Raw genomic sequence first — 24,301 nt, 5'->3', positions numbered from 1 at the left:
GGGTTCCACACACGCATGGGTTTGCTGCGTACCCTGTGGGAGGTCACGGTATTCCCGACAATAAGGCAAACTGGCCCCATTCGCAGCAGGAAGCACCTCATGCTCAAAACCCTCGCGGTGGCCAATTACCGCTCGATCAACAAATTGGTCATTCCGCTGGGCCGATTAAACCTGATCACCGGCCCCAACGGCAGCGGCAAATCCAATCTCTATCGTGCGTTGCGCCTGCTGGCGGAAACCGCTCAGGGTGGCGTAGTCAATGCGCTGGCTCGCGAGGGCGGGCTGGACTCGACGTTTTGGGCCGGGCCGCAAACCATCACCCGGCGCATGCGCAACGGCGAAGTGCCAATCGAAGCCACCGTGCGTCACGGGGTCAAACGGCTGCGCCTGGGGTTTGCCGGCGATGACTTCAGCTATTCGATTGCCTTGGGTCTGCCGGAGCCGACACAGTCCTGTTTCTCCCTCGACCCGGAAATCAAAAAGGAATGCATCTGGTCCGGACCGTTCTATCGCCCGGCCAGCCTGCTGGTGGATCGCGAAGGCCCGATGATCCGTGCCCGCGAAGGTCGCAGCTGGGAAGTGCTGGCTCAGCACACGCCGAATTTCGACAGCCTGTTCGATCAGGTCGGCAGTTTTCGTACTTCGCCGGAAGTCATGCACCTGCGCGAATTCATTCGTCGCTGGCGCTTCTACGACCACTTTCGCAGCGACGCCGACGCCCCGGTACGCCAGCCGCAACTGGGCACCCGCACGCCAGTGCTGCACCACGATGGGCGCGACCTGGCGGCAGCCCTGCAGACCATCCGCGAAATCGGCGATCCAGAGGCCTTGCAGGCCGCCATCACTGATGCCTTCCCCGGCGCGCGACTGAACATCGCGCCGTTGCAGGGCGGACGGTTTGCCATCGAGTTTTATCAGGAAGGATTGTTGCGACCGTTGTCGGCCGCGGAATTGTCGGACGGCACATTGCGTTATCTGCTGCTGATCGCCGCCCTGCTGACCCCGCGACCACCGTCACTGATGGTGCTGAACGAGCCGGAAACCAGCCTGCACCCGGACCTGTTGCCGGCCCTGGCGCGGCTGATCATCCGCGCCTCGGAACAGTGCCAGGTGTGGGTGGTATCCCACGCCCGGCGGCTGATCTCGGCGTTGCAGCAAGACCCGGAGTGCAATTGCATTGTGCTGGAGAAGACCTTGGGCCAGACCGGGATTGTCGGGCAGCGGGTGCTGGATGAACCGGCCTGGTATTGGCCGGATTGAGTAGTTGATGGCAGGTACAACACTATCTGCTAAAACGACGTCGAATGTTCGTGGCCATTTGCCGAGGGTCCGACGGCGTGTTGGGGATATCGAAGTCGAAGTGTTCAAAGCCAATCGGCGCTGGTGGCGCCGCAGCTGTAGGTGTCCCTGTTGGAACAGGCGCTGACGGGCCGAAAGATGTCATGTTGATCACCGTGTCTCGTGTTGATCCTGATGTCGCTAATACCCCTGGATTGCCTGCAGGAAGCGGCCCGCTAGCCAGTTTTTTCAAGGCTGGAAATACGTTCACATCACGCGCAGCCCACCAGGACCCTAATCGCCCCGCTGCTGAACTGCCTACGAGCCCCAATGAAGTATTGGCCAGCGTCGGAAGCAGGGTAGACGCGGGATTAACGGCAGCAAGAACGGTGCTCGCCACACCGACCGTGGCTCCCGCAACGCCCATTATTCCCGCAGCGACGGCAGAAACGGCACCCACCGTATGTCTAATGGGCGATCGGAATACGGCTCCATTAGCGAGCGCATCCAGTCCGACCTGAAAGGGAATACCGGGCCTCAACGTGATGACTGAGTTGAACAGCGTTCCGATGCTGCTGAGAATTCTGGCAATAGCCGCAAATCGCCCCGTCGGATCACTGAAATTCACCGGATCACCCAGACAATACGCATACGGATTCAACCCACCCCGACCAAACGGACTCAACCGGTCAGGACTGTTGAAGCGCATCAGCACCGGGTTGAACGCCCGATGCCCGTTACCCAGCAAATAATGCCCGGTCACCGGGTCGCGACGTTCACCGTTGAAACCCAGCAGGCTGCTCAGGCCGCTTTCGCCCCCGCGATGGCCATAGGGCGTATAGGCCTGCGGCAACAGCCCTGTCTGATCAATCACCTGCAACACCGAACGTTGCTGATCGGTGACCAGCAACCGGCTCTTGAGGCTGCCGCCCTCACGAGAGTGCAGCGCCAGCAGTTGCTCGCCTTGCTGGAATACAGACTGGCTGGCCTGTCCTTGCAGCTCGGTCACCAGATACTGGTGACGGTAAAACCGCTGCAATCCGGTTTGGCCAGGACGATCAAGTCCAGTCAGCAGATCCAGTGCATCATAGCGATACCGGCAAACATCAGTGGGTAAAGTAGTCATAAGAAAACCTCCTGGTCGAGTGCCGAGCTTGCACCGATACCAGGGTCACAGGCACCTATCAGAACTGCTAGGTGCCTGATGAGTCCCAATGTGCATTCAGGCTTTCAGCCCTGCCACTTCCCACCCTCGACAATCACGCTCTCAGGCTTGGTGTCATCGCTCAGTTCTTTACGCACATACTGGTCATAGAGCTTGAGCAAGAACTTCTCTTCACCCAGTTTCGCCAACTCGGTATTCACCCAGTCACGAAGCTCGATATTGCCCTTCTTCACCGCTGGGGCAATCGGTGCCTCGGCGCCCAGGGTCTGGGCCAGTACGCGGTAGCCGGGGTTCTGTTTGGCCCAGCTGAACAACACCAGATTGTCCTGTGCATAAGCGTCACCGCGACCACTGGCCAGGGCTTGCAGGGACTCCGTGTTTTTCTCGAACTTGAGCAGTTTCCAGTCCGGGTGGTTCTTGGTCAGCCAGATATCGGCCGTGGTGCCGGTGGTGACGATGGTGGTGCGGCTGGCCAGGTCATCCAGGCTATTCACCGAGCTGCCCTGCGGCACGATGGCCTGCACCGCGACCTTGAGGTTCGGGTTGGTGAATTCCACCGCTTCCTTGCGCTCAGGCGTCACGGTCATGTTGGCCAGGATCAGGTCGACCTTGTCGCTTTGCAGGAATGGAATCCGGCTGGCCGGCTCCACGGCAACGAACTCGACCTTGTTTTCGTCGCCCAGCAGATCCTTGGCGAATTGACGGCCAATGTCGGTATCAAAACCGACGTAGCGCCCGGCTTCGTCAACGAAACCGAACGGTGGCTTGTCGGTAAACACGCCGACGATCAGCTTGTCCCGCGCCTTGATTTTCTCCAGATAGCTGGCGGGCGCGGCGCTTTCGCTGGCGACTTTCGGCTTCGGGGTTTCATCGGATTTATTGCAGCCGGCCAACAGCGCGAGGCCGAGCAGAGGGAGTAGCAAGAGCGAAGACTTGGCAGTTTTCATAGCAGTTCCAGTTCCTTTGTTTGAGTCTTTCTGGGAAGGGCTTCGACGTAGGAGAACTTCTCCAGGAACTGCTGCGCTCGTGCGGTTTGCGGGTTCGTAAAGAAAGTCTCGGGCGGGTTTTGTTCAAGGATGCGCCCGGCGTCCATGAACACAATGCGGTCAGCCACGGCACGGGCGAAGGCCATTTCGTGGGTGACGATCAACAGGGTCATGCCTTCGCGGGTCAGGCCCTGAATCACTTCCAGCACTTCCTTGACCATTTCCGGGTCAAGGGCGGCGGTGACTTCATCGAACAGCATGACCTTGGGGTTCATGCACAGCGACCGGACAATGGCGATGCGTTGCTGCTGGCCACCAGAGAGCTGACGCGCGAAGGCGTCGCGCTTGTCCAGCAGGCCCACGCGTTCGAGCAACGCTTCGGCCTGGGCACGCGCCTCACGGCGCTCGCGCTTTTGCACCTTGAGCGGGCCGAGCAGCAAGTTGTCCAGGACGCTCATGTGCGGGAACAGGTGATAACTCTGGAACACCATGCCGATCTGCTGACGCACGTCGCGCCAGTCGGTGTCTTTGTTCAGCAGTTCGCGACCGCTGAAAATCAAGCTGCCGCTGTGGGCCACTTCCAGGCCGTTCAGGCAGCGCAGCAAGGTGCTTTTGCCACAACCGCTGGGGCCGAGAATGACGATCACCTCGCCCGGCTTCACACTCAGGTCGATCTCTTTGAGCACCTGCTGCTCGCCGAAAAACTTGTTGAAACCCTTGAACTCGATCAATGCGCTCATGCTTGCGTCCAGCGCCGCTCCAGCACGCGCGAGGCGGCTGACAGCGGGTAGCAGATGAAAAAGAAAAACAGGAACAGGGCGCCGTAGATCAGCACCGATTCGTAGGTGCGTTCGATGATCTGCTGGCCGACCTTGATCACGTCCACCACACCGATCAGCACCGCCAGCGAGCTGGTCTTGATGATGCGCGTGTAGACGTTGATGGTCGGCGGCGTCATGCGTTTCAGCGCCTGGGGCAACAGCACGTAACCGAACAGCTGCGGGCTGCTCAGGCCAATCGACAGCCCGGCCTCACGCTGGCCGCGCGGTAGCGACAACAACGCGCCGCGCACCACCTCGCCCACTTCACTGGCGCCCCACAACGACAACACCAGCACCGCGCACCAGAAGCTCGGGATGCTCAGGCCGAAAAAGATCGGCAGACCGAAGAACAGCAAATACAGCCAGACCAGCACCGGGATCGCCCGGAACAGCTCCAGATAAATCCGCAGAATCACGTCCAGCCATTTGACGTTGAGTGTGCGCAGCACGCCGTAGATCACTCCACCGACCGTGCTGATGGCGATGCTCAAAAAGGAAATCGACAAGGTCTGCGCCGCGCCCTTGCCCAGTTGCGGCAACGACACCCACAGCAACTCAAGACCCGAACTGGCCATGCTGGAGCCTCCTTTCCAGACGGCTGAGCAGCAGCGACAGTGGCAAGAACAGCAGCACGCAGATCAGCGTCAGCACGGCAAGCATTTCGTAGGTTTTGTAATAGAGCGCGATGTAGCTCTTGGTGGTGTAGAGAATTTCCGGCACCGCCACCGCCGAGACCACGGTGGTTTCCTTGAGCAGGAAAATGAAGTTGGCGAACAGCGACGGCAGGCTGAGAATCCCGGCTTGCGGCAGAATCACGTAGCGCAGCAATTGACCGTTGGACAGGCCGATGGAGCGCCCGGATTCGAGTTGCGCCTGGGGCACGGCATCCACACCGGCACGCAGCACTTCCGTGAGGTAGGCGCCGCCAAGGAATGTCATGGTGATAATCGCCGCCGCGAAACCCGAGATCTTGATGCCCAGCGCCGGCAAGGCGAAGTAGATAAAGAACAGCTGAATCAACAGCGGCGTGTTCCGCGCCAGCTCCACATACAAGCCGACCAGGCGTTGCAGGTACGGCGTGCGAAACACCAGGATCGTCGCGTTGATCAGCGCCACCAGCAGCGACGTGCCGATAGCGATAAAACCCACCTGCAGCGTCACGCCCACGGCGTTGAGAAACGCCGGCAGGGTGCTGAGGATAAATGCGTAGTCGAAGGTCATTGTGGATCCTGGACGCCGCTCGGTAAGCGACGATGGTGCAATCCCAGGGCGATGGATAACCGCCCGGCAGGAAGCAACTTTAAAGGTATAAAAAGAAGAATTTAAATACCGTTAAAGCATATTGATATCACCCAAAAAACTATCTCCCATATTTGCCGTGGCAACAGAAGACAGCTATTTTCCCCTGCGCTGTAGGAGGGATCTATTTTTCAAAACACCCCTCCAAGGACAGGCAGCTTTTGGCCAGACTCCCCGGCCGAACCATCACAAGGAAGAGAAAAATGGCTGACGTGAAAGCGCCGCAGCGGCTGGACCCCCAAGACATCGTGAAATTGCTGGTGGCATTGCGCCGGGCGTTGAAGGCCAGGGCGACCTAACGGCGTTTTACTGTGTGGCGAGGGAGCTTGCTCCCGATCGGCGGCGCAGCAGACGCAATATCGGCCAGCGTGGTGTACCTGGAAAAACGCAGGTGCAGATTGTGGGGTCGCTTCGCAACCCGACGCGAGCAAGCTCGCTCGCCACAAAAACCTCATTTTCCGGAAAACAACGTGCACACAAAAACGCCGACAGCTATCACTAGCCATCGGCGTTCAAAAACCTTGAAGGGGTTTGTTGCAGCCTCGAATCAGAACGCCGGCAGTACCGCACCTTTGTATTTCTGCTCGATGAAGGCTTTCACTTCCGGGCTGGTCAACGCCTTGGCCAGTTTCTGGATCGCGTCGCTGTCCTTGTTGTCCGGACGGGCAACCAGGAAGTTCACGTAAGGCGAATCTGCACCTTCGATTACCAGCGCATCTTTAGCCGGGTTCAGGCCCGCTTCCAGTGCGTAGTTGGTGTTGATCATGTCCAGGTCAACCTGATCCAGCACACGCGGCAGCATGGCCGACTCCAGTTCCTTGAACTTGAAGTTGTGCGGGTTCTTGGCGATGTCTTTTGGGGTGGCCAAGGCGTTTTTCGGGTCTTTCAACTCGATCAGGCCAGCCTTCTGCAACAGGATCAGCGCACGGCCGCTGTTGCTGCCTTCGTTCGGGATGGCGATGGTTGCGCCATCTTTGAGCTCAGCCAGGGTTTTGACTTTCTTCGAGTAGCCGCCAAACGGTTCGACGTGAACGCCGATCACGGTCACCAGATGGGTGCCTTTGCCTTCGTTGAAGCTTTGCAGGTAGGGCAGGGTCTGGAAGTAGTTGGCGTCCAGACGCTTCTGATCGACCTGCACGTTCGGCTGAACGTAATCGGTGAAGACCTTGATTTCCAGGTCCACGCCTTCTTTGGCGAGGGTCGGCTTGATCAGCTCAAGAATCTCGGCGTGGGGGATTGGCGTCGCTGCCACTACCAGTTTCTCGTTGGCCTGGGCCAGGCCAGCAGTCAGGGCAGCCGCCAATGCGGTGAACAACAGAACCTTTTTCATGCAGTGTCCTTATCGAAAATCACGGTCGTCATCGACGACGGCTAAAAATGGAAGTGCCAGCGAAGTGCTATCGCTGGCGTGATGCGGACAATACCGGGATTTTTTATTCCCGAACAATATCTTTTATTCACTTTGATATTCCATTTTGTTCATACAGCTCTGGGCCGCGGGTTACCCAATCTGGGAGCGAGCAAGTCGAATCGTCGCCCCGCCGCTCCCACAGGGGTTACAGCGTTTGGCTCAGGCTTTCGAGCAAAGACTTGAGGGCCGAGAGCTCGGCGGCCGTGCCGTTTTTCACGAGCTGAGCCGCTTGCCGCTCGATCTGCACCAACGACGCCGGCACCTCCGGCAAATTCAAATGCTCCGGCAAGATCTCATCCCCCGTACTCACCAGCAGCGCAAAGTGGATGACGTTCTCCAGCTCTCGGGTGTTGCCCGGCCAGCTGTGGGCCTCCAGCAGATGTTGCGCCGCTTCACTGATCAGCGGCACCGGCAGGTCCAGGCGTTGGCTGTAGATGCCGAGAAAATATTCGGCCAGGGACAGGATGTCGCCGACCCGTTCACGCAGTGCCGGCAGTTCCAGCTGGCCTTCGCTGAGGTAGTGATACAGCCGCTCGTGGAATTTCCCCGCCGCCACTGCTTGCGCCAGGTCGATGCTGGTGGCCGCAACCAGACGTACATCCACCGGGCTCGGTTGATGCGCGCCGACGCGGGTGACTTCGTGGTTTTCCAGGGCGGCAAGCAGTTTGGTCTGGATCGGCAACGGCAGGTCGCCAATCTCGTCCAGGTACAAGGTGCCGCCATTGGCAGAACCGAACCAGCCGGCGCGACTGCTGGCCGAGCCGCTGAAACTGCCAGCGGCATAACCGAACAATTCAGCGTCGGCGTAGGTCGGGCTGATCGCGCCGCAATTGACCGAGACGAACAAGCCGCCGCGATCACTGGCACGGTGAATGTGCCGGGCGAGCAATTCCTTGCCGCTGCCGGTTTCACCGCGAATCAGTACCGAGATCGAACGTGGGGCCAGTTGCTCCAGCTCCTGACGCAACTGGCGCGAGCGTGGATCGACAAACACCAACGCCTTGGCGCGGATGCTCAGCGGGCTTTTATCTGCATCGGGGAAGGTCAGCAGCGGCTGACCGAAAGCTTCAAAACTCATGGCAGACTCCCGCCCAAAACCGCCGGGAGACGGGGGCGTTTAACTAAAGAAAAAAATTCAAGCGCGGCGCAATGCGTGGTGTTCCATTCGATTTTGCAGGCGGTACAGATAAGCGAACCCCTGCTCCCAGCGCTGGTGACCGGACTTCACATTGATGTGCCCGGCACCCGCCAGAATCCCCGCCTCGGCGCCCCACTGACGAGCCAGCTCCAGCGCACGCGATGCGCTGACGGCGGCGTCGTTGTCGGAACTGACCACCTGGCTTGGGAACGGCAACAAGTCGTCTGGAATCGGGGCGAAATTGCGCAGTGCCGGCGCGCACGCAGGACGCTCGACATCCGCGGGCGCGACCAGCAAGGCGCCGCGCACCTGACGCAAAAACTGCACAGGCGCGGTGGCCGCCCAATGGGCGACGGTGATGCAGCCCAGGCTGTGGGCAATCAGGATGACCGGCGTGCTGTCGGCGGCAACCGCCTCGGCCAGCGCCGCGACCCAGTCTTCACGACGGGGCGTCAGCCAGTCGGCCTGCTCCACCCGTGCGCTGTTCGGCAGACTGTTCTGCCAGTGGCTTTGCCAATGATCTTCTGGCGATCCTTGCCAGCCCGGCACAATCAGGTAGCGAATTGATTCGTTGCGCATGGGGGAGCTCTCCTGCTGCGTGTCTGTTCCTGATCGAGTATAGGGAGGAGTTTTATATTCGCTAAGGAATAAGAAGCTATTTATTAAGACCTATATCGAATAACACTCTGATCTCCCACAGGGGATCGGGGGTGTTCACTCGATTGAGGGAATAAAAAAAGGGCCGCACCCTGCCAAGGAGACGGCCCCACAAAACTGTAGAAATGTTTATCGCGCGGTAATCACCGACAACTTGGTAATCCCTGCCCGTTCGATCGACGCCATCGCCCGCGCCACTTCGCCATAGTTCACGCCGTCATCGGCCTGCAATTGCACGCGCACCTCCGGGTCCTTGGCCTTGGCCGCCTGCAGCTTGAACTCCAGCACGTCCGGCTGAATTTCATCCTTGTTGATAAACAGCTTGCCGGCACCGTCGATGCTCACCACCAGCGGGTCTTTCTGCTCCACCGGGGCCACGGCCTCGGTCTTGGGCAGGTTGATCGGGATCGCGTTGGTCAGCAGCGGCGCGGTGACGATAAACACCACCAGCAGCACCAGCATCACGTCCACCAACGGCGTCACGTTGATCTCGCTCAGCACCTCATCGCTGTCTTGCGTGGAGAAGGCCATATCAGGACGCCTCCTTCACTTTCTGCGCGCCGCCCTGGGCCACGACTTTGTGCGAGGTCGGGTGAATCAGCAGGCGGAACGAGCTCTTCTGCGCCAGGCTGTAGAAGTCATGGGCGAAGTCATCCAGGTCTGCTGCCGTCAGTTTCAGACGGCGCAAAAAGTAGTTGTAAACCAGCACCGCCGGCACCGCGACCGCGATCCCCACGCCGGTGGCGACCAGCGCCGCACCAATCGGACCGGCCACCGTTTCAAGGCTTGCCGAGCCCGCAGCGCTGATGCCTTTCAACGCCTCCATGATTCCCCACACGGTGCCGAACAGACCAATGAACGGCGAGGTGCTGCCAATACTGGCGACCACTGCCAGACCGGTTTCCAGCGAGCGTCGTTCACGGACGATCTGCTGGCGCAAGGCACGTTCCAGTCGGTCCTGATGATTGATCGCCTGGCTCAAATCATTGGTCTGTGGCGCCTCACCGACCTGAATCGCCGCATAACCGGCCTGGGCCACACGGGCTGCCGCGCCGGGCTGGGTTTCGCTTAACTCCGCCGCTGAGTCGAGACTTGAAGCAGCCCAAAACTGCTTATGAAATTTTTTATCCTGGGCTTTCAGGCGACCAAACTGCACGCCCTTGAGCAATGCCAAACCCCAGGTGGCAACGGAAAAGACCACCAGCAGCCAGATCACCGCGCCTTCGATGGATTCAAGTGGAGATGCCAGTAACGTCATGATGTTCATCCTCTGAATGTGGGAGCCGAGCTTGCTCGCGATGGCGGCACCAGAAACGCCGACATCTCACTGATTGAAAATTAATGAATCTTGAAATCGATGGGCACGCTGACCCAGCCGTCCTGGGCGACATCGCCCTGCTTGGCCGGCACGAAACTCCAACGCTTCACGGCGCTTAACGCCGCGTCGTCGAGTTGCTCGCGGCCGCTGCTTTTCTGAATCTGGATCTCACCCGGTTTGCCGCTGGCCAGTACATGCACCCGCAACAACACCGTGCCTTCCCAACCGCGACGCTGAGCCAGCGACGGGTATTCCGGCGCCGGGTTCTTCAGGTACGCGGCATTGGCCGAAGCCGGCGTCACTGGCGCGGGCGCCGGTGGTGCAGGTGGTGCAGGTGGTGCAGGTGGTGCCGGCGCTGCGACAGGGGCGGCCGGTTGTGGCGGCGCCGGTGGTTGCTCCACGGCTTTGGGGGCCGGTTTGGGCACTGGCTTGACGACAGGCTTGGGTTTTGGAATCGGTTTGGGGGGCGGCGGTTTCGCGGCCAGTTCGTCTTCCACCGGCGGCGGTGGCTCGACCACGGGTTGAACCGGCTGCGGTGGTGGCGGCTCGACCACGGGCGGCGCCGGACGCGAAAACTCGATGGTCATTGGCGGAATTTCCGGCGGCACGACCGGCAGTGCCTTGGTCGGCTGCTGATTGACCCAATAGATCACCGCGCCATGCACCAGCAACGCCAGCACGCCGAGCAGAATCGCCTCGCGCCGGCTCAGGATGCCCTTGGGCGTACGCTGCAAACGCAGCTGGCCCAGGGGCACGCGATGCGGGCGGCCGAGGTCGACCAACTCGCCACTCGGCGCCTGGCGCCATAGCACCTCATGTGCGCCGGCGGCGGTCTGGACATTGCCCATTGATTAACTCCCTGCGGTCTCTTTACGAACAATTCGATTCGCCCGCATTGAATCCCCCGCGAGCGCATCGACGGGCCAATCATTGGCCCAGACGCTTATCTCTTAAAGTAATCTTTGAAGTTATGAATAGATCTGGATGGAATATTAAAATCGATCAGTTCCGCCAAAGCCACGCCGTTCAAGGCGTGCAGCCCGGTCTAAAAAAGTCGATGCTTTACGGGCATTGAAAATATTCGCGCAAGGCATCGGTTTATGAAGACAGTGTGACCAACTACAGACAAATCCAACTAACAGGAAAGTATTAATCAAACAAAAATAACGCCCATAAACGAAAACAGGCTGATGCACACACGTGCACCAGCCTGTTGTTTACTACAGCGATGATTATTGTTTGATGAACTCGCCACCCAACGTGACTACATCACCATCGAAATTATTGCGCGAACCCGCTGCCCGAAGTCGGGAATAGTTGTGGTCCGGCGAGAACAGTGTCCAGGCTTGATAGCCTGTACCGTCATTCAGCCCGGTGAGGGTGATGATGGTCGGTTGTCCGGTGCTGTTCTGGAAGTGATAGTGGCCGTAGCTGACATCGTAGTTCACACCGCCCTGGCTCAGTTTGCCGCTGAATGTGCCATTCGAATCATTACCGTCGGTAATGGTCAGTTTGGCGCCGGAGTTGGCGTTCACGTAAGTACCATTGATGCTCGACATGGTTCGACTTCCTTTATCGTTTAAAATTAAGTGTCTTCCGGTGAGAGCAAGTTTCCTCCTGGAAACTCACGAAACTGAGCATGGTTCGACAATCGTTAATTGTCCACGCCAAAACCGGCTTATTGACTGATGAAAAGGCGATAGCGACTATGCGAAGTTCTAATAAGTTATTCCAAAGCAACATCACACTACTTCCAATGGCAATAAGCGCGCCTTTATCGGCTGACACTTGTCTTCTGGCCGTCCACTTGCGGCGCAAGCACCGCCGCCCCGGAACGCGGCATGCCCTTCGGCACCCAGTCATAACTCACATCAAGGCTCAGAAGTCATAGCGCCCGGTCAGGCCCAGGGTCCGCGGTGTGCCGAGCAAGCCTTCATAACCGCCATTGCCGCCGGTCCAGAGGGTGGTGTAGTAGGTCTTGTCGAAGGCGTTTTTCAGCCATAGCGAGACGTCCCACTGGCCCTGATGGAAATCACCGCGAAAGCCTGTGGACAGGTTGACTACAGCGTAACTCGGGATCTGTCCGTAGTCGGAGTCCTCAACCGTGCCCACGGCTTTGGAGCGGAACGCGTAGCTGCCGGTCACATATTCCTCGAGGCCGTTGCTCAGGTTCCATTTGTACTCGCCGTTGGCGTTGCCGATCCATTTCGAGGCGCCGACCACTTGGTGGCCACTGAGATCGCATGAGGCCGGAGCGCCCGGTGCCTGGCTGACTTCCGGCGGGCACGGTGCATCTTTGTAGGACAGATAGCGCACGTCGTTGAACGAGCCGTTGAGGTTCAGCGTCAGGCCGCGCAACGGGATTATGGTGCTTTCGACTTCCACGCCGCGTGAGCGCACCGAGCCGGCGTTGGTCAGGTATTGCACGCGGTTGACGTCGTCATAGGCGTTGGTCTGGTAGGCGTTGACCTGGGTCCAGAACAGGTTGGCGTTGAGTTGCAGGCGCTTGTCCCACAGGGTGCTTTTGAAACCGAGTTCGGCGTTGTTGGCGCGCTCGGTGCCGATCAGCAACGAGTCGGCGCCCGCCGTAGGTGCCGAGCCGACCGCGAGGTTCACGCCCCCGGATTTCTCGCCATGAGACAAGGTCGCGTAGCCGAGCACATTGTCGGTGAGGCGATAGCTCAGGTTGAGCAGGCCCGAAGGGCTGGAGCTGTACTGATTCAAGTCGCCGGAATCGTAAACACCGGCCCGTCCGCTGCGTGCCGCGGCCGCCGCGCCGGTCACTGCTGCGCCGCCGACTGGTGCATCACGGGTCACCCAGGCGTTTTTCTCTTCATAAGTGCCGCGCACCCCGGCGGTGAAATCCAGGCGCTCTGTGAGGTGCCAGGTGCCTTGGGCAAACAGCGCAAAGCTGTTGGTTTCGATGTGGCCATTGCCGACGCTGTTGACGTTGGCCAGCGCACCGGCTGGCGTGCCGTTCCAGATGTCGGCTTTGGGGCCGTAATAGGAGAAGGATTTGTTATCCAGATTGGAACCGAAGTAATAGGCGCCAAGCACGTAATCGAAGAATTCGCCCTTGGGTGAGGCGAGGCGCAATTCCTGCGAGTACTGCTTATCTTCCACCGAGACTCCGGCGTTGTAGGCCACCGGCACGTTCAGTCCGTCGTCGTTGCGCGGGGTGAAATTCCAGAAGCGATAAGAGCTGATCGACGTCAGGGTGAAGTCGCTGGGCAAGGTCCAGTTGGCTTCCAGCGAGGTGCCGCCCTGATGCACGGTGACGTGCTGATCGCTGTCCAGATTGACCTCCCTGTGAGGCCCGTTGGCCAGCGTCGCACCGGCTGCCGCAGCACGCTGCTCGTACAGGTTCACGCCATTGATGGTCGGCCCGGTGCTGTACAGCACGCGGGTGCCGGCGCTCGAATCCTCTTCGTTGTAATCGCCGATCCAGCGCACGTTGAACGATTCGTTGGGCTTGAACAGCAACTGGCCACGAAAGCCGTCGCGGGTGCCGCCATTCAATTCATGGCCGTTGTATTCGTTCTTGATGTCGCCGTCGCTGTGGCTGCTGTAAGCGGAAAAACGTCCCGCCAGTTCATCGTTCAACGGCCCGGAAATAGTGCCCTTGGTCTGCAGGTAGCCGTCCTGGCCCACCGAGGTTTCGATGCTGCGTTCGGGTGTGAATGTCGGCGCACGGGTGCTGATGTTGATCACGCCGGCGGTGGTGTTCTTGCCGAACAAGGTGCCCTGGGGACCGCGCAGCACTTCGAGCTGTTCGATGTCCATCAGGTCGAACACTGCCATGCCGGGGCGGCCCAGATAAACGTTGTCGATATAGAGCCCGACACTGCCTTCCAGGCCGTCGCTGGCCGGGTTGTTGCCCAGGCCGCGAATCGACACGCTGGACTGGCGCGCATGCATGTAGGCGACGTTGACGCTGGGCACCAGTTGCTGCAAATCCTGAATGCGATAAACCCGCTGGGTTTCCAGCGCCTGACCGCCAATCACGCTCATGGGCGTGGGCACGTCCTGCGAACTTTCTTCACGACGGCGAGTGGTCACGGTCACGGTTTCCAGCTGCGAGCTGTCGGCAGTGGTTTTGCCGGCGGGTGGCGTTTCAGGGGTAGCAGGATCCGCCGCCCAGGCCTGGGCGCTTCCTGCCAGCAGCAGAGCCAGGGGTAGCAGGATCCGCCGCCCAGGCCTGGGCGCTTCCTGCCAGCAGCAGAGCCAGGGGCAGGCGCTTGAGCCGTCGAGGTGTGAGGGGTGACGCAAGGTTCAACGGACTCATGGGACGCTCCTGGTCAAAAAACACGCAGTGACTGACAGCAGTGCATATTCTTTTAAGTTATTTATTTATGTTTTTACAAAGATTTACTGCATAAGAGATTGCCTTTATAAGGAGTCGACCTAATGCATATCCAATGCATTTCCCCGATATTTTTTATGTGAAAAATGCATATCGATTTGCGTCAGCTTCGCCACTTCATTGCCCTCGCCGACCAGCGCAGCTTCGTCGCGGGCGCGCTGGCGGTGAACCTGTCGCAATCGGCCTTCAGCCGCAGCATCCAGGCGCTGGAACACAGCGTCGGGTGTCAACTGGTGGATCGCGGGCGCAAGGACCTGGCGCCGACCAAACAGGGCCTGGTGCTGCTCGAACATGCGCGGCGGCTGGTCAGCGGCGCGCAGCAGATGGCCAACGAGATCAGCCAGTTCAACGGGCTGGAAGCCGGTGAGTTGCGCTTCGGTTGCGGGCCGGCGCCAGCGGCAGGGTTGATTCCGCGTGCCATCGGCAGTTTTATCGGGCGCTATCCGAAAGCGCGGGTGCAGTTTCAGGTGGACGACTGGCAGAGCTTGAGCAAACGGCTGCTGAGTGAAGAGTTCGAGTTCTTCGTCGCTGACACGCGCCAGTTCGAAGCCGACCCGGACTACCTGACCCAACGCCTGCGTCCACGCAAATGGCACTTCTGCTGCCGCAAAGGGCATCCGTTGGCAGACCGGGACAGCGTCAGCGCAGCGGAGTTGATGAGTTACCCGCTGGCGGTGAGCATCCGGCCGCCAAATCTGCGCAAAGTCATCGTCGACCTCAGTGGCCGCCCGGATTTCACGCCGAATGTGGAGTGCGAAAACAGCGCCAGCCTGCTGAGCGTGGTGGTGCGTTCGCAGGCGATTGGCATTGTTGGCGCGTACTCGGATGCGCTGCATAACGCCAGAGGTGAGCTGGTGATCTTGAAGATCGACGGGTTGGCGGATGATCGGGAGGAGCTGTATACGCGCTATGGAATTGTCAGTCGGACGGGGTATCGATTATCGCCGCTGGCCGAAGCGATGATTGCGCAGATCAAGGCGGTTGATGAGCTGGATGAGGAGGTTTGTTCGCTGGAGAATCTGGCGGTCTGAACCACCGCCTTCGCGAGCAGGCTCGCTCCCACAGGGGATTTGTGGTTGCCAGAGAAAGTCGCCATAGCAGGGTCTATTGTGGGAGCGAGCCTGCTCGCGAAGAGGCCGGCCCATGCACCGATGCACCCACTGCATAAACCCCATTCCCCAAATGCACTTGCCTCATACCCGCCCAACCAGCGAAAACCCTCGCCTGTCTTCCGATCGGTGAACCCCCATGCCCAACACCCCGAACCCCGTGCGCAACGTGCTGTACATCATGTGCGATCAACTGCGCCGCGATTACCTGTCGTGCTACGGCCACCCGCATCTGCACACCCCGAACATCGACCGCCTGGCTGCCGCTGGCGTGCGTTTCAGCCGCGCCTACACCCAGGGCACGATCTGCGGGCCGTCGCGGATGTCGGCGTACACCGGGCGTTATGTCAGTAGCCACCAGGTGGCGTGGAATGCGGTGCCCTTGCCGCTGGAAGAGCTGACCATCGGTGACTACCTGCGCCCGCATGGCATCCGCACCGCACTGGTGGGCAAGACCCACGCCACGCCCAATGTCGATGCCTTGCAACGGCTGGCCATCGACCCTGCCAGCGATCAGGCTGAACAGTTGAACGAAGTCGGCTTCGAAGCGTTCTTTCGCCACGACGGGATCTTCCCCGACAGCCCGCTGTTCGACGACAAGCGCGAGTCCGCGCCCTACACCCATTACCTGCGCGAACAGGGTTTCGCGGGCCGCAACCCGTGGCACGACTGGGCCAACGCCGCCGAAGGCGAACAGGGGGAAATCCTCAGCGGCTGGAAAATGCGCAACGCTCATTTACCCGCGCGTGTGCCCGAACGGCATTCGGAAACCGCCTGCACCACCGACCGCGCCATCGACTTCATCAGCGAACAGGGCGAGCAGCCGTGGTGCCTGCACCTGTCGTACATCAAGCCACACTGGCCCTACATCGCCCCGGCGCCTTACCACGCGCTGTATGGCGCCGAGCATGTGCTTGAACCGGTGCGTGCAGCGGTCGGCGAGGCCAGCGATCACCCGGTGTACAACGCATTCTGCCAGCATGAAGAGAGCCTGAATTTCTCCAGGGATGAAGTGCGCTTGAACGTGATTCCGACGTACATGGGCCTGATCAAACAGGTCGATGACCAGCTCGGCCGGCTTTTCGATTTTCTTCAAAGCAGTGGCCGCTGGGACGACACGCTGATTGTGTTCACCAGCGACCACGGCGACTTTCTGGGCGATCACTACCTGGGCGAAAAAGAGTTTCTGCTGGAGCCGGCCGTGGGCGTGCCACTGATCGTGCGCGACCCGCGTGCGGCTGCGGATATCAGCCGTGGCACCGTGGATGAGCGATTGGTGGAAACCATTGATGCATTGCCGACATTCCTCGATGCGCTGGGGCTGCCGAATGCCGATCATCGACTGGAAGGGCGGTCCTTGATCCCTTTGCTGCACGGCACCAAGACCGACTGGCGCCGTTATGCGATCAGCGAATACGACTACGCGTTCCAGGCCCCGGCGCGGGAACGGCTTGCGCAACCCATCGACCGCTGCCGCATGACGATGGTGCGCAGCGAACGCTGGAAGTACCTGGCGTATGACGGGTTCAGGCCCCAGTTGTTTGATCTGTTGAATGATCCGCAGGAACTCAAGGATTTAGGCGCCAATCCTGAGTTCGCCTCGGTTCGTGAAGAGCACGCCGACTATCTGTTCGAGTGGGTGCGCGGGTTGAAGCGCCGGACGACCATCAGCCATCAGGAGATTGATCTGCGAGGGCAGCGCTTTCGTTATGGCGAGCCGCAAACCGAGAAAGTGGTGCAGATCGGCGTGTGGTGAGAAGCATCGCGGGCAAGCCCGCTCCCACATTTGATCAGTTGTGAACACAAGTTTTGTGTACGGCATCGAACCCCCTGTGGGAGCGGGCTTGCTCGCGATGGCGGTGGATCAGACGCCAACGATCTCGGCGCCCTTGATGGTCTGGCTGCGCTGCCCCGCTACCCCGACCGGCACTTCGCCCTTGAGCGTCACGCGGCGCACGATGCGGTCCTGGGTCCCGTAGTCATCCACCGCATAATGCTGGGTCGAACGGTTATCCCAGATCGCCACATCGCCGGCTTTCCAGCGCCAGCGCACGGTGTTTTCCAGGCGGGTGACATGGCTTTGCAGCAGGCCGAACAAGTGCGCCGAATCCGCCTGGGAATAGCCCTTGATGCGTTTGACGAAGTGCCCCAGCAGCAGGCTCTTCTCGCCGCTGATCGGGTGCACGCGAACCACCGGGTGTTCGGTTTCGTAAACAGTGGAAGTGAAGACCTTGCGGTAGCGCTCCAGCTTCTCCGCCGACACGTCAGGCTTGGCGCCGGCGTAGTCGTATTCGTTGCTGTGCACCGCCACCAGCTTGTCGGCCAGCTCTCGCAGTTCCGGGGCCAGTTCGTTGTAGGCCGTCGCGGTGTTGGCCCAGACGGTATCGCCACCATGGGCCGGAGCCACCACCGAGCGCAGGATCGAGGCTTTCGGGTAGGCGTCGACGAAGGTCACGTCGGTGTGCCACGAGTTGGCGCGCTGGCCTTCAGCGCCGTCCAGTTCCAGCAGGTATCGGGTGCCGTCACGTACCGGCACCGTCGGGTGCGCCACCGGTTCGCCGAGCAAGTGGGCAAAGGCCTCCTGGCGCTGGTCGTCGAGGTGGGTCTGCTCGCGGAAGAACACTACCTTGTACTGCACCAGTGCCTGCTGGATGGCTTCAACGGTGCTTGCGTCCAGCTCACCGGACAGTTGCACGCCACGGATCTCGGCGCCGATGCGACCGGCCACCGGATGAATTTCAAGCGCGTGGACAACGGGTTTTACAGCTAAAGCGGCATTGCTCATGGGTAGACCCTCATCGGACTGCTTACGGTTGAGCGGCAGCGAAACAACGCTCTATCTATATTCACTTTAGATCTAATAGATATTCACATGCTTCGTTGACGGAATAAGAGCTTGCATTTAAAACCTCAACCAGCCCTCGTCGCAAATGCCTTCGAGCTATTTTTAGGATGCCGGGAAAGCATATGGATCTTCGCCAGTTACGCTACTTCATCGCCCTCAACGAACACCGCAGTTTCGTCCGTGCGGCGGATGCCATGGGCATCACCCAACCGGCGTTCAGCCGCAGTATTCAGGGGCTTGAGCAGGAGTTCGGCTGCGTGCTGGTGGACCGTGGCAACAAGGATCTGCGCCCCACGCCCGAGGGCCAGGTGGTGCTGCAGCACGCCTTGAGCCTGGTGCAGGGCGCGGCAATGCTCAGCGCCGAAGTCACGCAGATGACCAAGCTCGACGCCGGTGAACTGCGCTTCGGTTGCGGCCCGGCGCCGGCGGTCAAACTGGTGCCCAATGCCGTGGCGCAATTCATCAACGCACACCCGAAAGTGCGCACCTGTTTTCAGGTCGATAACTGGGAAAAACTCAGCCGCGCGTTGACCCGCGAAGAGATCGAATTCTTCATTGCCGACATCCGCCATTTCGAGGCCGACCCCAACTTCCAGACCCAGGCGCTCACGCCCAGACGCGGAGTGTTTTTCTGCCGCCCGGGGCATCCGTTGCTGGCCAAGGAGAGCCTGTCGACCAACGACATGTTCGACTACCCGCTGGCGACCACTTTGATCCCGCCGGGCATTCGCAAACTGTTGGCGAACCTCAGCGGGCGGATCGATTTTTCACCGACCATCGAGACCGAGCATTTCCCGGCGCTGGTGAAGATCGTGCTGCAATCCAATGCCATCGGCATCGGCACGCAAGAGGCGTTCATAGAGGACATTGCCCAGGGTTCGCTGGTGCTGCTGCACTGGCGCAATCTGCCGCAGAACGTTGAAAGCATGAATGCGCGGTGCGGGATTGTCAGTCGTACGGGGTTTCGGTTGTCGCCGGCGGCAAGGGCGATGATCGAGACGTTGGTGGCGGTGGACAATCAGGAGATTGCTGTCGCGGTTTGATGGCTTTTGTGGCGAGGGAGCTTGCTCCCGCTGGACCGCGAAGCGGTCCCGAACCAGCCCACACGTTTTTTTCGGCAAACAAATGCGGTGACCGGATGGCGACTGCTACGCAGCCGAGCGGGAGCAAGCTCCCTCGCCACAGGTGTTTGCTTTAGAGTTTTGCCGCCGCCAACTCAGGCGCCACCCAATCCGGCATCGGCACGCAAGAGGCGTTCATAGAGGACATTGCCCAGGGTTCGCTGGTGCTGCTGCACTGGCGCAATTTGCCGCAGAACGTTGAAAGCATGAATGCGCGGTGCGGGATTGTCAGTCGTACGGGGTTTCGGTTGTCGCCGGCGGCAAGGGCGATGATCGAGACGTTGGTGGCGGTGGACAATCAGGAGATTGCTGTCGCGGTTTGATGGCTTTTGTGGCGAGGGAGCTTGCTCCCGCTGGACCGCGAAGCGGTCCCGAACCAGCCCACACGTTTTTTTCGGCAAACAAATGCGGTGACCGGATGGCGACTGCTACGCAGCCGAGCGGGAGCAAGCTCCCTCGCCACAGGTGTTTGTTTTAGAGTTTTGCCGCAGCCAACTCAGGCGCCACCCAATCCGGCATCGGCACGCAAGAGGCGTTCATAGAGGACATTGCCCAGGGCTCGCTGGTGCTGCTGCACTGGCGCAATTTGCCGCAGAACGTTGAAAGCATGAATGCGCGGTGCGGGATTGTCAGTCGTACGGGGTTTCGGTTGTCGCCGGCGGCAAGGGCGATGATCGAGACGTTGGTGGCGGTGGACAATCAGGAGATTGCTGTCGCGGTTTGATGGCTTTTGTGGCGAGGGAGCTTGCTCCCGCTGGACCGCGAAGCGGTCCCGAACCAGCCCACACGTTTTTTTCGGCAAACAAATGCGGTGACCGGATTGCGACTGCTACGCAGCCGAGCGGGAGCAAGCTCCCTCGCCACAGGTGTTTGTTTTAGAGTTTTGCCGCCGCCAACTCAGGCGCCACCCAATCCGTCACCTTGAACGGCTTGCGGATCAGCCGCTGCTGCGAAGCCAGGTCCACCGAATCCTGCAGTTTCCCCAGGAACACCGGGTCCAGCGTCGACGGGAAAACCTCGCTCAATTTCTGATCCTTCAAATCCTGCTGCAAGATCACCGGTGGATAACTCGCCAGCCCCGACACCAGCTGGATGTACGCGTCTTTGTTGCTGTCCTGAGTCAACCACTCCACCGCCTGCTGCTGCGCTTTCAGCAATTTCGCAACAGCCTCGGGATGTTCGTCGACAAACTTGCCGGTGCCCACCAGCACGCTCTGAATACTGCCCGCGCCCCCCAGGTCCTTGGTGCTCAGCGGCAACTCGGCCAAGCCCTTGGCTTGCAAGGCGGTCAACCCGGAACTGCCCCAGGACGCGTCGATCTGTTTGGCTGCCAGCGCTGCGACGGCGCCGTTGAAGTCGAGGTTGATGACTTTCATGTCCTTCTCGCTCAGGCCCTGACTGGCCAGCGCCGCGTCGAATGACAACTGGCTGGCGGTGCCACGGAAGATCGCAACGCGCTTGCCCTTGAGGTCTTGCAGGGTCTTGATGCCCGAACCCGGCACGACGCCCAGGTAGTGTTTGACGCCACGGGCCGAAGCGCTCAGCAGCCGCGTATCCAGACCGTTCGACTTGCCGATGATTGCCGCCAGATCCCCCAGATAAGCCAGGTCCAACTGACCGTTGGCAAATGCCTCGTTGATCACGGGACCGGCGCCCTTGAAGAAGGTCCACTGAATCTTGATGCTCTGATCGGCGAAGGCCTTTTCGAAGATCTGCTGCTCACGCAGCACGTCCACCACCCCACCGCCGCTGTGCTGGGTACCGGCGCTTAAGTCGGGGACGGCAATGCGGATTTCCTTGAGTTCATCGGCATGGGCGGTGAACGCGAGCAACCCCGCCAGAGCCGGAATGGCGAACAGGCTGATGACGCGTTTGAAAGGCAGATTCATGGGTACGGCTCCTGGTAGCAACGGGCGTTAAGGAGCCGAAAGTAGGCTGAATCTTGAACAACGCTTAAATACTATAAATTCACATTTTTAGATCATTCGGATCTATATCAGTCAGCACGGGCCTCTTGGCCGCGTATGCATAAACAGCATGGAAAATATTCTCCGAATGCATTGGCTGCGTGTGGGCTAGAGGCCTTAAATGGTCTCGCTTATCTCTCAATAGTATTGATTTGAAATTTTATAGATCGATTTTGCATACACAAAAAGCCTGTGGAAGTCGGGCTGCACCAAGGTCTGTCAGTTGAGGCACAACACCTGTGGGAGCGAGCCTGCTCGCGAAGGCGGCGAATCAGTCGACATTGATATTGAATGTGATGACCTCTTCGCGAGCAGGCTCGCTCCCACATGGATTGGATTTGATTGACTGACATCGGGGCAACCCCCGACTCCCGCAGGGAAAACAACGGAGGTCACCCATGGCCCGTGTTTCCCTTCTCAGCCTGCCGCTGGCGGCCCCGCCACTCAAACGTCGGCGGCAATGGCCGACGCTGAGCCACCGGTTATTGCCCTGGTTGCTGCCCATCAGCCTGTTTGCCCTTTGGTGGCTGGCCAGCCGCAATCACTGGATGAGCGAGCAAATCCTGCCAGCGCCGTCGCTGGTCTGGAGCAGCGCCGTCGAACTGTCTCAAGGCGAACTTTGGAGTCACCTGTGGATAAGTCTGCAACGGCTGTTCTGGGGCCTGCTCGCCGGGATTGGCATTGGCGCGGTACTGGGCGCCGCACTGGGGTTCAGTCGGCGTCTGGAACGCCTGGTGTTCCCGACCTTCGCCGGGTTGGCGCAGGTCCCGACCCTGGCCTGGATACCGCTGTTCATGGTGTTTTTCGGCATCGGCGAAACGTTGAAACTGGTGGTGCTGGTCAAGGCCATCGTAGTGCCCGTGACCCTGCACACGCTGGTCGGCGTGCGGGATGCACAGCCCAAATTGCGAGAAGCCGCCGCCGTGCTGCGCTTGCCGACGCACCTGTTGATCCGCCGTCTGGTGCTGCCCGCCGCGCTGCCGGCGTTCATGGCCGGTGTGCGGCTGGCGCTGGCCGCTGGCTGGACGTCGCTGCTAGCCGTGGAGCTGCTGGCTTCCAGTGAAGGCATCGGCTATCTGATGGTCTGGGCGCGGCAGTTGTTCATGCTCGACATCGTCTTTGTCTGCATTGTCGTCGTCGGCCTGATCGGCGTGACCATGGATCGCAGCGTCGGCTGGCTCGACAAGAAACTGGTGCACTGGCCGCACCCGGCCACCGCCGAAATCCGTCGCGGCCCGCGCTATGAAGGCTGGCAGCGTTTGCAGCCGTGGTTGCTGCCAATCGCGTTGCTGGCGCTGTGGCAACTCACGACGGATCAGCACTGGGTCGACGCAAACATTCTGGTGAGCCCATTGGCCGTACTGCAAACCACCTGGCACGGCTTGCTCGACGGCACCTTGCTCGGTGGCCTGGCCCTGAGTCTGGGGCGCACGCTGGGGGGGCTGCTGCTGGGTGGCGGGATCGGTTTTGCAGTGGGCCTGCTGTTGGGCTTGTCGCGCACCAGCGAACGGGTGCTCGGCCCGACCCTCGCCGCCATCCGCCAGATCGCGATTTTCGCCTGGGTGCCGTTGCTCACGGCGTGGTTCGGCCTGGGGGAATTGGCCAAGTGGGTGTTCGTCGCGCTCGCCGCTTTTTTTCCGCTGTTCATTGCCACCCAACGCAGCGTCGCCAACCTCTCGCCGCAGCTCAACGAAGCCGCGCATGTGCTGCGTTTGAGCCTCGGCCAACGTCTGCGCCGACTGGTCTTGCCGGGCGCCGCGCCGGGGATTTTTGCCGGCCTGCGGCTGAGCCTGATCTATGCCTGGCTCGGCACCATCGGCGCCGAATATTTCATGCCGTCCAACGGCGGCATCGGCAGCCAGATGATCAGCGCCCAACAACTGCTGCGCATGGACCTGATCATGGCCGGCATGTTGCTGGTAGGCCTGACCGGCGCCCTGCTCAACCTCATTGGCCAACGCCTGGAACACCTTGCTACTCGCTGGAGACACGCATGAACGCACCGATTGTCAGCTTCAATCACGTGGGCAAATCCTTCGACGTCGACGGCTTTGAGCTGGAAGCGATTCGCGAATTCAACCTGGACATCGCCGAGGGCGAATTTGTCGCCATCGTCGGCTCCAGCGGCTGCGGAAAATCCACGTTGCTGCGGCTGCTGGTGGGCCTCGACACGCAGTATCGCGGGCACATCACCGTCGACGGTAAAGCGGTCACCGGCATCGGCGGCGAGCGCGGCATCGTGTTTCAGGAACACCGGTTATTCCCGTGGCTGACGGTGGCCGACAACATCGGCCTGGGCCTGGTCAACGAACCGCTGAGTGCCGAGCAAAAGCACAAGCGCGTGGACGATTTCATCGACCTGGTGGGCCTCAAGGACTTCACCCGCGCCTACCCGCATCAGCTCTCTGGCGGCATGGCGCAACGGGTGGCGATTGCGCGTGGCCTGGTGGCCAGCCCACGGATTTTGCTGCTGGACGAGCCCTTCGGCGCCCTCGACGCGCTGACCCGCCAGCAGATGCAGGACGAGCTGTTGGCGATCCGCAGCCGCGCCAAAATCACCACGATCCTGGTCACCCACGATGTCGAGGAAGCGATCTTCCTCGCCGACCGCGTGGTGGTCATGGAGCCGCGCCCGGGCCGGATCAAGCAAGTGGTCGATATCGCCTTGCCCCATCCGCGTCAGCGCAGCAGTTTCGACTTCCATCAATTGCGCGAAGAGCTGCTGCACGAGCTCACTGCTGACGGCCATTACCAACCGCCCGTACAGGTGCAGGTCCGCGATCTGCCGCTGTCGTTCATTGCCTGCTGAACAGGAGTTTCTTG

The 24,301-nt window shown here is 60.2% G+C and carries 21 protein-coding genes and 2 pseudogenes; 8 read left to right on the top strand and 15 right to left on the bottom strand.

All coding sequences use genetic code 11. The features are described 5' to 3' along the window. The first annotated feature begins 99 nt into the window (after window positions 1-99). The gene (locus POF45_RS17255) at window positions 100-1,260 is read left to right on the top strand and encodes an AAA family ATPase (RefSeq protein WP_282316226.1); all 1,161 of its coding nucleotides are present in this window, start codon (window positions 100-102) and stop codon (window positions 1,258-1,260) included. A 22-nt stretch (window positions 1,261-1,282) separates the two neighbouring features. On the opposite strand, the gene POF45_RS17250 is transcribed toward POF45_RS17255, so the two are convergent. From POF45_RS17250 to POF45_RS17190, 13 genes are all read right to left on the bottom strand, one after another. Next, window positions 1,283-2,404: an RHS repeat-associated core domain-containing protein gene (locus POF45_RS17250; protein WP_282316225.1), complete on the bottom strand. Its 1,122-nt coding sequence runs from the start codon at window positions 2,402-2,404 to the stop codon at window positions 1,283-1,285. Window positions 2,405-2,508: 104 nt separating this feature from the next. Beyond that, window positions 2,509-3,390, bottom strand: coding sequence for a transporter substrate-binding domain-containing protein (locus tag POF45_RS17245; protein WP_259498184.1), 882 nt, complete (start codon window positions 3,388-3,390; stop codon window positions 2,509-2,511). Further along, complete coding sequence (locus tag POF45_RS17240; protein WP_282316224.1) at window positions 3,387-4,169, bottom strand: amino acid ABC transporter ATP-binding protein; 783 nt, start codon at window positions 4,167-4,169, stop codon at window positions 3,387-3,389. Before POF45_RS17240 ends, POF45_RS17245 begins: the two co-directional genes overlap by 4 nt. Further along, window positions 4,166-4,825: an amino acid ABC transporter permease gene (locus POF45_RS17235; protein WP_259498181.1), complete on the bottom strand. Its 660-nt coding sequence runs from the start codon at window positions 4,823-4,825 to the stop codon at window positions 4,166-4,168. The genes POF45_RS17240 and POF45_RS17235 overlap by 4 nt, the downstream gene beginning before the upstream one ends. After that, window positions 4,806-5,471: an amino acid ABC transporter permease gene (locus POF45_RS17230; protein WP_259498179.1), complete on the bottom strand. Its 666-nt coding sequence runs from the start codon at window positions 5,469-5,471 to the stop codon at window positions 4,806-4,808. The genes POF45_RS17235 and POF45_RS17230 overlap by 20 nt, the downstream gene beginning before the upstream one ends. 625 nt (window positions 5,472-6,096) lie before the next feature. Further along, window positions 6,097-6,879, bottom strand: a complete 783-nt coding sequence (locus POF45_RS17225) for a MetQ/NlpA family ABC transporter substrate-binding protein (RefSeq protein WP_282316223.1) — start codon at window positions 6,877-6,879, stop codon at window positions 6,097-6,099. Between the two features lie 226 nt (window positions 6,880-7,105). Then, window positions 7,106-8,038, bottom strand: a complete 933-nt coding sequence (locus POF45_RS17220) for a sigma 54-interacting transcriptional regulator (RefSeq protein ID WP_259498177.1) — start codon at window positions 8,036-8,038, stop codon at window positions 7,106-7,108. A 57-nt stretch (window positions 8,039-8,095) separates the two neighbouring features. Further along, window positions 8,096-8,677 carry an alpha/beta hydrolase gene (locus POF45_RS17215; protein ID WP_259498176.1) on the bottom strand — a complete coding sequence of 194 codons (582 nt, stop codon included), beginning with the start codon at window positions 8,675-8,677 and terminating at the stop codon, window positions 8,096-8,098. 207 nt (window positions 8,678-8,884) lie between these two features. Continuing rightward, window positions 8,885-9,286 carry an ExbD/TolR family protein gene (locus POF45_RS17210; protein WP_259498175.1) on the bottom strand — a complete coding sequence of 134 codons (402 nt, stop codon included), beginning with the start codon at window positions 9,284-9,286 and terminating at the stop codon, window positions 8,885-8,887. A gap of 1 nt (window position 9,287) precedes the next feature. Beyond that, window positions 9,288-10,013, bottom strand: coding sequence for a MotA/TolQ/ExbB proton channel family protein (locus POF45_RS17205; protein WP_259498174.1), 726 nt, complete (start codon window positions 10,011-10,013; stop codon window positions 9,288-9,290). 80 nt (window positions 10,014-10,093) lie between these two features. Further along, the gene (locus POF45_RS17200; protein WP_282316222.1) at window positions 10,094-10,921 is read right to left on the bottom strand and encodes an energy transducer TonB; all 828 of its coding nucleotides are present in this window, start codon (window positions 10,919-10,921) and stop codon (window positions 10,094-10,096) included. Between the two features lie 384 nt (window positions 10,922-11,305). Then, window positions 11,306-11,632, bottom strand: coding sequence for a hypothetical protein (locus tag POF45_RS17195; protein WP_259498172.1), 327 nt, complete (start codon window positions 11,630-11,632; stop codon window positions 11,306-11,308). A 319-nt stretch (window positions 11,633-11,951) separates the two neighbouring features. Next, window positions 11,952-14,258 (bottom strand): TonB-dependent receptor, encoded by a 2,307-nt coding sequence (locus POF45_RS17190; RefSeq protein WP_431978628.1) that lies wholly within the window; start codon window positions 14,256-14,258, stop codon window positions 11,952-11,954. A 264-nt stretch (window positions 14,259-14,522) separates the two neighbouring features. On the opposite strand from POF45_RS17190, the gene POF45_RS17185 reads away from it, so the two are divergent. Together POF45_RS17185 and POF45_RS17180 are read left to right on the top strand one after the other, a co-directional pair. Beyond that, entirely contained in the window at window positions 14,523-15,467 is a 945-nt protein-coding gene (locus tag POF45_RS17185; protein ID WP_282316220.1) for a LysR family transcriptional regulator, read from the top strand. A gap of 217 nt (window positions 15,468-15,684) precedes the next feature. Beyond that, window positions 15,685-17,301 carry an alkaline phosphatase family protein gene (locus POF45_RS17180; RefSeq protein ID WP_282316219.1) on the top strand — a complete coding sequence of 539 codons (1,617 nt, stop codon included), beginning with the start codon at window positions 15,685-15,687 and terminating at the stop codon, window positions 17,299-17,301. A 108-nt stretch (window positions 17,302-17,409) separates the two neighbouring features. Here POF45_RS17180 and POF45_RS17175 read toward each other — a convergent pair whose 3' ends face one another. Next, complete coding sequence (locus tag POF45_RS17175; RefSeq protein WP_282316218.1) at window positions 17,410-18,330, bottom strand: TauD/TfdA dioxygenase family protein; 921 nt, start codon at window positions 18,328-18,330, stop codon at window positions 17,410-17,412. A 182-nt stretch (window positions 18,331-18,512) separates the two neighbouring features. On the opposite strand from POF45_RS17175, the gene POF45_RS17170 reads away from it, so the two are divergent. From POF45_RS17170 to POF45_RS17160, 3 genes and pseudogenes are all read left to right on the top strand, one after another. After that, window positions 18,513-19,433 (top strand): LysR family transcriptional regulator, encoded by a 921-nt coding sequence (locus POF45_RS17170; protein WP_259498165.1) that lies wholly within the window; start codon window positions 18,513-18,515, stop codon window positions 19,431-19,433. Between the two features lie 191 nt (window positions 19,434-19,624). After that, window positions 19,625-19,834, top strand: a pseudogene (locus tag POF45_RS17165) (LysR family transcriptional regulator); the annotation flags it as partial. Between the two features lie 191 nt (window positions 19,835-20,025). Then, a pseudogene (locus POF45_RS17160) lies at window positions 20,026-20,235 on the top strand (LysR family transcriptional regulator); the annotation flags it as partial. A gap of 151 nt (window positions 20,236-20,386) precedes the next feature. On the opposite strand, the gene POF45_RS17155 reads toward POF45_RS17160, so the two are convergent. Next, window positions 20,387-21,400: an ABC transporter substrate-binding protein gene (locus tag POF45_RS17155; protein WP_282316217.1), complete on the bottom strand. Its 1,014-nt coding sequence runs from the start codon at window positions 21,398-21,400 to the stop codon at window positions 20,387-20,389. A gap of 476 nt (window positions 21,401-21,876) precedes the next feature. Here POF45_RS17155 and POF45_RS17150 point away from each other — a divergent pair, with 476 nt between their 5' ends. Both POF45_RS17150 and POF45_RS17145 read left to right on the top strand, forming a co-directional pair. Next, the gene (locus POF45_RS17150; RefSeq protein WP_282316216.1) at window positions 21,877-23,475 is read left to right on the top strand and encodes an ABC transporter permease; all 1,599 of its coding nucleotides are present in this window, start codon (window positions 21,877-21,879) and stop codon (window positions 23,473-23,475) included. Beyond that, window positions 23,472-24,287 carry an ABC transporter ATP-binding protein gene (locus tag POF45_RS17145; RefSeq protein ID WP_259498159.1) on the top strand — a complete coding sequence of 272 codons (816 nt, stop codon included), beginning with the start codon at window positions 23,472-23,474 and terminating at the stop codon, window positions 24,285-24,287. The genes POF45_RS17150 and POF45_RS17145 overlap by 4 nt, the downstream gene beginning before the upstream one ends. The last annotated feature ends 14 nt before the right edge of the window (window positions 24,288-24,301 follow it).

Source organism: Pseudomonas fungipugnans, assembly GCF_029955235.1.
Lineage (GTDB): Bacteria > Pseudomonadota > Gammaproteobacteria > Pseudomonadales > Pseudomonadaceae > Aquipseudomonas > Aquipseudomonas fungipugnans.
Note: the sequence above shows the minus strand (reverse complement) of the source record. Positions and strands in the feature narration are given on the sequence as shown.

Excerpts from the sequence above, each read along its gene's own strand:
- POF45_RS17255 (WP_282316226.1), top strand. The coding sequence starts at position 100 with ATGCTCAAAACCCTCGCGGTGGCCAATTACCGCTCGATCAACAAATTG.
- POF45_RS17250 (WP_282316225.1), bottom strand. The coding sequence starts at position 2,404 with ATGACTACTTTACCCACTGATGTTTGCCGGTATCGCTATGATGCACTG.
- POF45_RS17245 (WP_259498184.1), bottom strand. The coding sequence starts at position 3,390 with ATGAAAACTGCCAAGTCTTCGCTCTTGCTACTCCCTCTGCTCGGCCTC.
- POF45_RS17240 (WP_282316224.1), bottom strand. The coding sequence starts at position 4,169 with ATGAGCGCATTGATCGAGTTCAAGGGTTTCAACAAGTTTTTCGGCGAG.
- POF45_RS17235 (WP_259498181.1), bottom strand. The coding sequence starts at position 4,825 with ATGGCCAGTTCGGGTCTTGAGTTGCTGTGGGTGTCGTTGCCGCAACTG.
- POF45_RS17230 (WP_259498179.1), bottom strand. The coding sequence starts at position 5,471 with ATGACCTTCGACTACGCATTTATCCTCAGCACCCTGCCGGCGTTTCTC.
- POF45_RS17225 (WP_282316223.1), bottom strand. The coding sequence starts at position 6,879 with ATGAAAAAGGTTCTGTTGTTCACCGCATTGGCGGCTGCCCTGACTGCT.
- POF45_RS17220 (WP_259498177.1), bottom strand. The coding sequence starts at position 8,038 with ATGAGTTTTGAAGCTTTCGGTCAGCCGCTGCTGACCTTCCCCGATGCA.
- POF45_RS17215 (WP_259498176.1), bottom strand. The coding sequence starts at position 8,677 with ATGCGCAACGAATCAATTCGCTACCTGATTGTGCCGGGCTGGCAAGGA.
- POF45_RS17210 (WP_259498175.1), bottom strand. The coding sequence starts at position 9,286 with ATGGCCTTCTCCACGCAAGACAGCGATGAGGTGCTGAGCGAGATCAAC.
- POF45_RS17205 (WP_259498174.1), bottom strand. The coding sequence starts at position 10,013 with ATGACGTTACTGGCATCTCCACTTGAATCCATCGAAGGCGCGGTGATC.
- POF45_RS17200 (WP_282316222.1), bottom strand. The coding sequence starts at position 10,921 with ATGGGCAATGTCCAGACCGCCGCCGGCGCACATGAGGTGCTATGGCGC.
- POF45_RS17195 (WP_259498172.1), bottom strand. The coding sequence starts at position 11,632 with ATGTCGAGCATCAATGGTACTTACGTGAACGCCAACTCCGGCGCCAAA.
- POF45_RS17185 (WP_282316220.1), top strand. The coding sequence starts at position 14,523 with ATGCATATCGATTTGCGTCAGCTTCGCCACTTCATTGCCCTCGCCGAC.
- POF45_RS17180 (WP_282316219.1), top strand. The coding sequence starts at position 15,685 with ATGCCCAACACCCCGAACCCCGTGCGCAACGTGCTGTACATCATGTGC.
- POF45_RS17175 (WP_282316218.1), bottom strand. The coding sequence starts at position 18,330 with ATGAGCAATGCCGCTTTAGCTGTAAAACCCGTTGTCCACGCGCTTGAA.
- POF45_RS17170 (WP_259498165.1), top strand. The coding sequence starts at position 18,513 with ATGGATCTTCGCCAGTTACGCTACTTCATCGCCCTCAACGAACACCGC.
- POF45_RS17155 (WP_282316217.1), bottom strand. The coding sequence starts at position 21,400 with ATGAATCTGCCTTTCAAACGCGTCATCAGCCTGTTCGCCATTCCGGCT.
- POF45_RS17150 (WP_282316216.1), top strand. The coding sequence starts at position 21,877 with ATGGCCCGTGTTTCCCTTCTCAGCCTGCCGCTGGCGGCCCCGCCACTC.
- POF45_RS17145 (WP_259498159.1), top strand. The coding sequence starts at position 23,472 with ATGAACGCACCGATTGTCAGCTTCAATCACGTGGGCAAATCCTTCGAC.